Origin of the sequence: Microcystis sp. LE19-10.1B (assembly GCF_027530565.1) — a bacterium.
GTDB classification, from domain to species: Bacteria; Cyanobacteriota; Cyanobacteriia; order Cyanobacteriales; family Microcystaceae; genus Microcystis; species Microcystis aeruginosa.
Genome location: NZ_JAPZQM010000439.1, coordinates 1 through 10,150, shown reverse-complemented (window position 1 = coordinate 10,150; position 10,150 = coordinate 1). Strand labels below are relative to the sequence as shown.

The 10,150-nt window shown below is 44.6% G+C and carries 9 protein-coding genes; 6 read left to right on the top strand and 3 right to left on the bottom strand.

Features of this window, described 5'->3' with window-relative positions; all coding sequences use genetic code 11:
* The first annotated feature begins 274 nt into the window (after nt 1-274).
* The 6 genes from O9332_RS15970 to O9332_RS15945 all read left to right on the top strand — a co-directional run bounded on the left by O9332_RS15970 (nt 275) and on the right by O9332_RS15945 (nt 7,433).
* Nucleotides 275-1,867: a tetratricopeptide repeat protein gene (locus O9332_RS15970; protein ID WP_288026391.1), complete on the top strand. Its 1,593-nt coding sequence runs from the start codon at nt 275-277 to the stop codon at nt 1,865-1,867.
* On the top strand, nt 1,827-2,567 hold the full coding sequence (locus O9332_RS15965) for a T9SS type B sorting domain-containing protein (RefSeq protein ID WP_288026389.1): 741 nt from the start codon (nt 1,827-1,829) through the stop codon (nt 2,565-2,567). The genes O9332_RS15970 and O9332_RS15965 overlap by 41 nt, the downstream gene beginning before the upstream one ends.
* Nucleotides 2,564-3,724 (top strand): hypothetical protein, encoded by a 1,161-nt coding sequence (locus tag O9332_RS15960; RefSeq protein ID WP_288026387.1) that lies wholly within the window; start codon nt 2,564-2,566, stop codon nt 3,722-3,724. Before O9332_RS15965 ends, O9332_RS15960 begins: the two co-directional genes overlap by 4 nt.
* 164 nt (nt 3,725-3,888) lie before the next feature.
* Complete coding sequence (locus O9332_RS15955; RefSeq protein WP_016514691.1) at nt 3,889-5,940, top strand: NAD(P)H-quinone oxidoreductase subunit 5; 2,052 nt, start codon at nt 3,889-3,891, stop codon at nt 5,938-5,940.
* A 258-nt stretch (nt 5,941-6,198) separates the two neighbouring features.
* Nucleotides 6,199-6,378: a hypothetical protein gene (locus O9332_RS15950; RefSeq protein WP_373276134.1), complete on the top strand. Its 180-nt coding sequence runs from the start codon at nt 6,199-6,201 to the stop codon at nt 6,376-6,378.
* Nucleotides 6,379-6,626: 248 nt separating this feature from the next.
* Complete coding sequence (locus O9332_RS15945; RefSeq protein ID WP_002763514.1) at nt 6,627-7,433, top strand: MlaE family lipid ABC transporter permease subunit; 807 nt, start codon at nt 6,627-6,629, stop codon at nt 7,431-7,433.
* A 427-nt stretch (nt 7,434-7,860) separates the two neighbouring features.
* Here O9332_RS15945 and O9332_RS15940 read toward each other — a convergent pair whose 3' ends face one another.
* From O9332_RS15940 to O9332_RS15930, 3 genes are all read right to left on the bottom strand, one after another.
* On the bottom strand, nt 7,861-9,108 hold the full coding sequence (locus O9332_RS15940) for a glutamate-5-semialdehyde dehydrogenase (protein ID WP_002763515.1): 1,248 nt from the start codon (nt 9,106-9,108) through the stop codon (nt 7,861-7,863).
* A 10-nt stretch (nt 9,109-9,118) separates the two neighbouring features.
* A complete protein-coding gene (locus tag O9332_RS15935) occupies nt 9,119-9,526 on the bottom strand; it encodes a hypothetical protein (RefSeq protein ID WP_002763516.1) in 408 nt (135 codons plus the stop codon).
* A 185-nt stretch (nt 9,527-9,711) separates the two neighbouring features.
* Entirely contained in the window at nt 9,712-10,080 is a 369-nt protein-coding gene (locus O9332_RS15930) for a zinc ribbon domain-containing protein (protein ID WP_288026383.1), read from the bottom strand.
* Nucleotides 10,081-10,150 lie beyond the last annotated feature (70 nt).

Genomic DNA, 10,150 nt, shown 5'->3' with positions numbered 1-10,150 from the left:
TACATGATATCAGCGAGACTTGGAAACTATCTCATCAAATTAGTTCCCCCATAGAACCCCCTTGAGCCATCTGGCACACTTTTCTCTTTTTGTCAAATTTTATGTTAAGAAAGATGTGACTAATGGATAGCCTTATCAAGGTAGCAGGGGGGATCAGAGGCAAAATCTATCTTCAATGTAATTATAACTACTTACTTAACCGACTAAGATGCAGCAATGTTCCTGACTCCATTGCTATCTGTTAACCTATAGATAGAATATTTTAAATCAGCTTATGAAAGTGGTGCGGCTGGCTTTGGTGTTAACTTTGGCATTGATGATCATGCCGCCGACAACAGTGGCACAAACACTGGAGCAGTTATGGCAACAGGGTGAAACTGCTCAAGCGCAAAAAAAATACCCGGAAGCCGAAAGAATCTGGCGACAAATTATTCAGCTTGATCCTAACAGTGCTGTGGCTTTTAGCAATCTCTGCGCTGCGCTATTCCGTCAAAATAAGTTAGACGAAGCACTGATTTTCTGTCAAAAGTCGCTCGCTCTCGATCCAAAACTTCCACAAACCTACAAAAATATAGGTGATGTCCTATATTTACAGAAAAAACTGACGGAAGCGGAGGAAATGTACCGTAGGGCGATCGCTCTTGATGATAAATATGTCGATGCCTACAACAATCTCGGTAACGTGCTGTATGACCAGAAAAAACTGAAGGAAGCCGAGGAAATGTACCGTAGGGCGATCGCTCTTGATGATAAATATGTCTATGCCTACTACAATCTCGGTAACGTGCTGAGGGACCAGAAAAAACTGACGGAAGCGGAGGAAATGTACCGTAGGGCGATCGCTCTTGATGATAAATATGTCAATGCCTACAACAATCTCGGTAACGTGCTGAGGGACCAGAAAAAACTGAAGGAAGCGGAGGAAATGTTCCGTAGGGCTTTAGATTTACCGGATGATACTACTGGGACTCCTACTACCGCTCATACCCTTGCCCATAATAATTTGGGTCTGCTCCTACAGGAACAGGGCAAGCTAGAGGCAGCGATCGCTGAGTTCGAGAAGGCGACGAAAATCGATCCCCAGTATGAATTTGCCAGCAATAACCTGCAAGAGGCCCGGCGCTTGTTATCGTTGCAGCAACAACCGGAGCAGATCATCGCTTTGAATAATACCGAATATTTACCCCAAGAGGATCCCCTCACCCGGATCAAGCGATCGATCGTTAAAATCAGTGTTGTCTTTACTGGTAACGCCAAGGGGACAAACTACGGTACGGGTTATGTGATCAAACGCCAGGGAACAACGGTGTGGATTATCACCAATCGTCATGTGGTGGTTGATAGTGACACGGAACAGAGGGGCGATAATCTGGAAGTGGAACCCTATTACGGCGAAAATCTACCGAACCTTCCCCGCGCTCGTGCAGTGGCGAAAATAGTTCACATCAACGAACCCGATGAAAAATTGGATTTAGCTTTGCTGGAAGTCAGGGATTTGCCCAGTGATATCGGCTCTTTAACCTTTTATCAAGATAAGATCAGCCCAGACACACCGATTTCTATCATCGGACATCCTGAATCAAAAGATTGGTCTCAATACAAGACTACAGTAATCAACATTCAACCTAGCACAGGCCATTTATTAATCGATACGAGTCTGGCAGAGGGCGCTTCAGGGAGTCCCGTACTCGATCCAGAAATGCGGGTGATCGGATTGGTGTTTAATACAGTTAACGCGTCCCGACTCAATAGCAATGCTGGTATCGCTGTGGCTCATACCGCAACTCAAATTTTAAAACAGTTATGTGAATGGAAGGTTACACTAGATGAAAAAAACAATTACTGCCCTGAACTTAACAATTTTTAGTCTTGTTTTGCTCTCACTTTTCCCTGCTATTCAAGCTCAAAACTGTGGCAAGGGAGATACTAGATTTAGCAATTATATCCGGAGAGATAATGACAACCGCTGTGAAGGAATAGCCCCGATCGATATTGCGGGCAGTTTTAGTCTTATTTCCCTTTCTATCGGCCGGATTCGGGAGATGAGTGATTACTTGCAGCTAGAAGTGCCTGCCCGCAATAATTTAGCCCCAAAAGTGAGGGTGCGTTCTGTGCGGAAAAATTATCAACTCGATCCTATTACCTTGCATCCTCAAGGTTCTCGATATCAATTTAAATGGTCGAATGATGTTATCGACAGGGAGAATATCGTCCTTGACAGTCTGCGGGCCACGGCCTATATCAGTGAGGGTAGATTGATCTATTTGCCAGTTATTTTTAATCCGTCGGGAAAATACGATCTCGTCTTTTTTACTAATGTGCGTAGCCAGATCAAAGAATTACAAATCCTCCAGAACAACAAGGTTATCTATGAGACTTCTCGCCCTAACTGGCAACCAAAAGGAGAAATTTTCTTGAGTTGGGATGGTCGTACTTCTGATGGTAAACTGGCTAAGGCGGGATTGTACGAATTGCGAGTCAAAGCTTTATTAGAACAAGATGATGCTCCTCCCAGAAATGCCCCGATTAATATAACTTTTGAACATAATCCCCAGTGGCTAAAATGAAGTCCAAGCATAATTTTAAAAGTTTCTGGCGATTTATCAGGAAAAATCTCAAGTTTTGCACAGTTTTTATAGTTACTCTAGCACTTGTTTTCCTGTCGATTTTTTGGGGAATTATCCCAGTTAAACAAAACTTTGAAGGCAATTTATTGGTAAAAAGCTTTAGTTTTACCTGTCAAGAAAACGAAAGTTTATTGCTCAAAGATGTCGATAATCTTTCCCAAATAGATCTATCGGGACTGAAAAAATTTACCCTCGCTGGCATTTTTAGCAGTCTTGCCGAACCCGAACTCAATAAACGAGAGCGACTAGAAATTGAATCAATCCAGGAAAATAGCACTTTAACAATTACCCCGACGGCGGATTTTATCCTACAAGAACTCCGTTTACAAAAAGAAACTAGAGTAAAAAATCTCAAATACGCGCCTTTTAATAATCTTTTGGCTTTTAGTTTGCAGCCAAATTCTCAACCAGTAACTTTGTCATTTAACCCTAGCGGCAACCCGATTAAAATAACTCTTTCTGGTTATAAAATTGCTAATTTACCCCAAAAAAAAGAGGATATTCCCCTCGAATTTAATCTCAGCACCACCGAATTTAAATTAGAAATACAACAAGCGATCGATGTTAATTTACAACTTTCTCAAGATAAAGAACAACTTTCTCCAGATCAAGAACAGCCTATTTTTTGGCGCAATATTAAAGTTAATAATGTTAGATTTGAGCGACCGATTATCACCGGTAATAATGTGAGAGATGACTTAGTGGAATCGACAATTATTTCTGGTAATATCCGGATGGCTCAACAGGATCTTAAGCTAGAAGAAAATCAATTCCTAATCGTCGAGAAACCTGGAGTAGAGATATTAAATCAGATAAAAATTATCCGAGAGGATAGCAACCAAAACCTCAAACTAAAAACCACGGGGGAAAACTTGCAGATTACCGAGGCATCACAAGGTTTAGAAGTGAGCGTTTCCGGCAATACCAACAGCATCCAAGTGGGGTTAAATCCGCGACTACCGATCGCCCAAATTCAAGGCAGTTTTTTATCCCGTTATCTTGGTAGCGAGGCGATCGTGGCGATAATTTCCTTTTCTGCTGGTTTGATTGTTTCCTTGCTTTCGTGGTTATTCGATAATTTTACCGCTTCTCCCTAAAAATTACCGTCCCGCTCGCTAAACTGCCAAATTGATAAGGTCCTTTGACCTTTCGCCGCCCTATTGAGCAAAACTAGGTATAAACACTTTCTTAAGAATTAACCTATGTCACAATAGATGAGGATAAACCAAATAGTGTGAAATTGTAAACTAGGTATTACTGAATGGAACCGCTTTATCAGTACGCGTGGCTAGTTCCCGTCCTGCCTTTGGTAGGCGCTACCCTAGTGGGCGCGGGCTTAATTTCCTTTAATGAAGTCACCAATCGTCTGCGACAGGTGAATGCTGTATTGATCATTTCTACCCTCGGCGCGTCGATGGTGCTTTCTTTTGCGCTGCTGTGGAGTCAAATCAATGGACACGCTCCCTACAACCAAATGATCGATTGGGCATCGGCGGGTAACTTTCACCTGAAAATGGGTTATACGATCGATCACCTCAGTGCTTTAATGTCGGTTATCGTCACCACCGTGGCCTTTTTGGTGATGATTTATACCGATGGTTACATGGCCCACGACCCCGGTTATGTGCGTTTTTACGCCTATCTGAGCATTTTTAGCAGTTCTATGCTCGGTTTGGTCATCAGTCCCAACCTCGTCCAGATCTACGTTTTCTGGGAATTGGTGGGGATGTGTTCCTATCTGCTAGTAGGTTTCTGGTTCACTCGTCCGGCGGCTGCCGAGGCCTGTCAAAAAGCCTTCGTTACCAACCGCGTCGGCGATTTTGGCTTATTACTGGGAATGCTGGGGCTTTTCTGGGCCACCGGCAGCTTCGAGTTTGATATCATGGGTGAACGTCTAGAGGAATTAGTCTCTTCTGGAGCCATTGCCGGCAGTTTAGCGGCATTATTCGCCGTTTTAGTCTTCCTTGGACCCGTGGCCAAATCAGCCCAGTTTCCCCTTCATGTCTGGCTACCGGATGCCATGGAAGGTCCGACCCCGATTTCGGCCCTGATTCACGCCGCCACCATGGTGGCCGCCGGAGTTTTCCTGATTGCTCGAATGTATCCCGTTTTTGAGCCAATTCCCACGGCGATGACGGTAATTGCTTGGACGGGGGCTTTTACCGCCTTTCTAGGGGCAAGTATCGCCCTTACCCAGAATGATATCAAAAAGGGTTTAGCCTATTCCACCATCTCCCAATTGGGTTATATGGTTATGGCTATGGGTATCGGCGCTTATAGTGCGGGATTATTCCACCTGATGACCCACGCTTATTTTAAGGCGATGTTATTCCTCGGTTCTGGTTCGGTCATCCACGGTATGGAGGATGTGGTCGGTCATGAGCCGGTTTTAGCGCAAGATATGCGGATGATGGGCGGTTTACGCAAGTATATGCCCATTACTGCCCTAACTTTCCTGGTGGGAACTCTGGCCATCTGTGGGATTCCTCCCTTCGCTGGTTTCTGGTCGAAGGATGAAATTCTCGGTTTAGCTTTTGAGGCGAACCCGTCCTTATGGTTAATCGGTTGGGCCACTGCGGGTTTAACAGCTTTTTATATGTTCCGGATGTACTTTAACACTTTTGAAGGGGAGTTTAGAGGCACTAATAAGGAGATTAAACGCCGACTGTTAGCCAATGCGGGCGCGATTCCAGCTTTTGGACCGGGGGCAATGAATGTTAAGCAATTAGACTCGGAAGCACAGGAAGAAGACAACCACGGCCATCATGCCCATGAACCCCACGAATCGCCAATTACGATGACTTTACCTCTAATGATTTTAGCGGTTCCTTCTTTGTTAATCGGTTTGGTGGGTAAACCTTGGCAGAATTTCTTCGAGGGTTTTATTCATGTTCCTAACGAAGTGGTGGAAGAAGTTCATGCTTTTGATTGGACGGAGTTTCTGATTATGGCGGGTAATTCGGTGGGGATTGCTTTAATCGGGATTACTGTCGCTTCTTTGATGTATCTCCAGAAGAAAATTGACCCCGCAACTATTGCGGAAAAATTCCCCGCTTTGTATCGTTTTTCCCTGAACAAATGGTACATTGATAATCTCTATGATCGAGTTTTTGTACAGGGTTGTCGTCGTCTCGCACGGCAAATTATGGAAGTGGATTATCGCGTTATCGATGGGGCAGTGAATTTAACTGGTTTAGCTACTCTTGTCAGTGGTGAAGGTCTTAAATACCTTGAAAATGGTCGCGCCCAATTCTACGCTTTAATTGTCTTTGCCGCAGTTTTGGGCTTAGTAATTGTCTATAGTCTGGTGTAGATTTTTAATCGGTTGACTAAAGATTTTTAGGGGCGCAAAGCCCCTTTTTTCAGCTTTAAGTCCCCCTTTTTAAGGGGAATTTAGGGGGAGCAAACTTTTTCAGCCAACCCTATTTAGGGGCTGCTGAAAAAGCTTTTCTGGGGGCAGGGTGTGGGGTGTGGGGTGTGGGGTGTGGGGTTTGATCGATTTTCAGGTGGTCAACTAAGCTAAACGGCGCTTAACCTGCATGATCCAATAGCTATAACCATTTTGGAGTCTATATCGGTGATCCGAAGTAAAAGCCGTTTAGCTTACCTAATTTTCAGGGAAAAAGTCCCGGAATTTTCCCCCCTATCCCCGCAATGGCTGGCACTTTTTGAGGGGAAAAAAGTCCAAAAGTCTTATCCAACAAGGTTTTTAGATTTATTCAGCCAACCCTATTTAAACCGCTTATACTAAATCCGTTGAGTATAGGCTACTTATAGAGGAGAGGCACTCATGCAACAGGCAAGAGGCAAAAGGGGGAATAAATAATCAGTTTTTAATAACCAGATTTAGTATCAGTTCCTCTGAACTTAGATGTTCGGCTAAGTCAGCTTTCTTGGGCATTTTATCTCCTTGTCTTTACTCGTTTTATTATAACAGGATTTGGTATTAGAAGACAAAACAGGATAGACTTTTCTCTAGTCCGATCGATTTTGGGGACAATGAAGGATTTATTGGCGATTTTTAGCAAGGAATTAAGCTCTTGGTTTCGGCGCTGTTGGTTAGCGGTACTATTGACCGGCAGGGTTTTTTACTTCCTATTCACGCGCCAACCCGATTGGCGCGTCACCCAAGAACAAATGGTAGCAGCCGGGCCCGCCTCGCTGATTATCGCCATGATCACGGCCGCGGTGATCGGGATGATCTTTACGATCCAAGTGGCCCGGGAGTTCCAAGCTTTGGGCGCTGGCAGTATGGTGGGGGGAATTTTGGCCCTTGCTCTCGGTCGGGAACTCTGTCCGATTATGATGGCGATCGTGGTAGCCGGTCGGGTAGGATCGGCTTTTGCGGCGGAAATCGGTACCATGAAGGTGACAGAGCAGATCGACGCACTCTATATGCTCAAAACCGATCCCGTGGAATATCTGGTGCTGCCCCGTTTAATTGCCTGTTGTCTGATGGTTCCCGCTTTGAGTGTTATGGCGTTGCTGATCGGTTTAGGTAGCGGTTTGCTAGTCGGCCAAAGTTTATACGGGATTGCCAATTCAGTTTTTCTCGACTCGGTTCGCGGTTTTCTGGGTGTGGGAGATGTGCTGAGTGGACCGGTTAAAGGGTTGGTTTTTGGGGCTTTAATTGCGATTATCGGCTGTAATTGGGGTTTAACGACCGATGGCGGTGCTAAAGGAGTCGGCCAAGCTACGACCGCGGCCGTAGTCACTATGCTCTTAGCGATTTTTGTATCTAATCTGCTGATGACTTGGATCTTGTTCCAAGGATCTGGCAATAGTTCGGTTTTGTTTGGACAGTAATTTCAGTTAAAAACTGTCATTTTCTCGCCATTGTTCTAATACTAAATCCAGTTATTAAAGACTGATTATTTATTCCTCCTTTTGCCTCTTGCCCCCGCCCCCCCCGATGTCGTAGGGTTGATTCATGAATCAACCCTACCCCTACCCCCACGAAAAACTTTTTGCCGCAGACCACTAGGTAGGGTTGGCTGAATAAATCTAAAAACCTTGTTGGGTAAGACTTTTAGACTTTTTTTCCCTCAAAAAGTGCCAACCATTGGAGTGATCGGGGGTAAAATTCCTGGACTTTTTCCCTGAAAATTAGGTAACTGACCCCCTCAAAATCCCTAAAACCCCACACCCCACACCCCACACCCCACACCCTGTCCCCACGAAAAACTTTTTGCCGCAAACCCTAGCTAACTTAACAATACCCAGTTCACCAAAACTACCCCTGCACCACCTGTTTAAGGGTGGTAAAGGTTTCTAGGTTGATTAACCCCCGGCGCTGGCCTTTTTGGTTGGAAATGCCCAAAAACACCGATTCTCCCTGTTTGGGATTGCGATCGAATCGGGGTGAAGAATTGATATAAACTAAAGCACTATCGGACTCCATGGCGAATTGACGACTTTCTCGATAGGATTCGGTGACAATACAATCCGCGTGACCGCTACTATACTTATTAATCCAAGCGATCGCATCAGTGAGGGTATCCACTAACCTAAAGGCCACCGTTTTTTCTAAATAGGGTCTTTGCCAATCATTATCGGTAGCAATGGTTAAATGTTCGGGAAAATCCGCCGCTAATCGGTTATCTCCCCGCAATTTAAAGCCTTTTTCCTGCAAACTTTTAAACAAACGACTTAAAGTTGAAGAATTGTGATGGGGACTAATTAAAACTTTTTCGATCGCGTTAACCGGATCGGGTATGCTGCCATGACTATCGATAATTACCTGACGAGCTAACTCCAAATCGCCACTAGGAGACCAATACAAATAACAGTTTCCCATGGCCGCACGCAAAACGGGAACCGTGGCCAATTGACTCACCCGACCGATTAAACTAGGGCGACCGTAGGGAATAATCAAATTAACATAATTTTCCTGCGTCAGCAACTCCTCTAGGGAGGGACTAGAATCGCAGGGTAAACCACTCACACAATCCACGGGTAAACCCACATCTTCCAAAGCTTCTTGGATAATTTCCGTAATCACTCCATCGGAATGACTAGAGGCATTGGAACCGCGAATAATCAAACTATTGCCACTTTTTAGGGAAAATCCCGCCGCTACCATCGCTAATTCGGGAAAACCTTCATAGACTAAGGCAATCACTCCTAAAGGCATCCTTTGGCAATAGGTTTGGGACGGATTAAGTTGATAGGCCGCGTTAATTACCTGTTGCAGCGGATCCGATGCTTCCGCTAGTTGTTGCAATACCTCCACCGTCGTCTCTAAACGTTCGGGAGTTAACCGTAACCAGCGAATCATTTGTTCTGAGACGGCCATCTCTCGACTGACTTCTAAATCGAGGGTATTGGCTTCTAAAATGCGATCAAAGCCAGTTTTAATGGCATTAGCGATCGCGATTACCCCGCGATTTCTTTCGTTGCCATTGAATTGACCTAGATCCAGAAAAGCATTGTATGCTTGCTTAAAGATCGTCGGGGGGGTTTTGGGGGAACTTTCGATCATAGATTCTTGTCTAGCGTCGATAGGCTAACCAAAAGATGAATGCGGGCAAAATAACTAATAGCATAACTAGAATTGCCCCAAAAATCACGCTTACCCCCGGCGGTGATTTTAAAATTAAGGGTAGCCAAACGATCGATAATAACAGAATTATCCCCACCATCAGGGGTAATACCTCTTGTCCAAAGCGCCGATTCGTACTCACCCAACGAAATCCCGTCCAGCGCCAACTGCGTTTATAGGGATAGTGGGGGGCTAATTGTTCGATAATTTGACCGTTTTCCTGTAGCACAAATATCTGTTGACAGCGATCACAGCCAAAGGCATCGGTCAATAAAATCGGGCACAATGTCCCTTTCCGACGACAGGGACAAGGATAGTCTTGGTGTTGGTCGATTTTGGTATATTTATGCGGTCGCACAAGCTAAATTTTTGTTTATCAACGTTTGTTTTTAGTTGCTCGTGGTCAATGGCTAAGGTATTCAACGGTTGCCCAAAATCCTCAACCCTATTGCTCACGGGTAATTCCCATCTTAAGGTATATCCCTAAATTATTCATCCTGACCTTAAGGTATATTTCAAGATTTTATGAACTACTCCAATCCGCTACGCGCTCGATTGGAGTTTCTGACGATTCTTCGTCCCTAGATGCCTCATACTTCCGCACAAGGTAGCGCTAGACGACTCTGCATCTAAAGAGGCTCGTTCCAAGCCCCTAGCATAATTGAGCATAACTTGTGCAGCAGCTACATCTCGATCACAAGAATAGCCACATTTCTCACAGCGATGAACTCTTTCGGCTAAAGATTTCTTCTTTTGATGACCACAATTAGGACAAGTTTGGGAGGGTTTAATTTTTTGGGTAGGAACCTCAACATAAAAACCCCCAGCTTCCGTGACTTTTTCTGGCTCTTCGGTTTGTGTTATGCAATGGACGGGGGTTATAAGGGATGGAACCCTTATAGAGAAAGGCATTTAGCGATTTTTGTCAATTGTTTTTGCTCTAGAGCGAACTAATCAATTAAGTCTCTTGCCAGATAAGGAT

Excerpts from the sequence above, each read along its gene's own strand:
- O9332_RS15970 (WP_288026391.1), top strand. The coding sequence starts at position 275 with ATGAAAGTGGTGCGGCTGGCTTTGGTGTTAACTTTGGCATTGATGATC.
- O9332_RS15965 (WP_288026389.1), top strand. The coding sequence starts at position 1,827 with ATGAAAAAAACAATTACTGCCCTGAACTTAACAATTTTTAGTCTTGTT.
- O9332_RS15960 (WP_288026387.1), top strand. The coding sequence starts at position 2,564 with ATGAAGTCCAAGCATAATTTTAAAAGTTTCTGGCGATTTATCAGGAAA.
- O9332_RS15955 (WP_016514691.1), top strand. The coding sequence starts at position 3,889 with ATGGAACCGCTTTATCAGTACGCGTGGCTAGTTCCCGTCCTGCCTTTG.
- O9332_RS15945 (WP_002763514.1), top strand. The coding sequence starts at position 6,627 with ATGAAGGATTTATTGGCGATTTTTAGCAAGGAATTAAGCTCTTGGTTT.
- O9332_RS15940 (WP_002763515.1), bottom strand. The coding sequence starts at position 9,108 with ATGATCGAAAGTTCCCCCAAAACCCCCCCGACGATCTTTAAGCAAGCA.
- O9332_RS15930 (WP_288026383.1), bottom strand. The coding sequence starts at position 10,080 with ATGCCTTTCTCTATAAGGGTTCCATCCCTTATAACCCCCGTCCATTGC.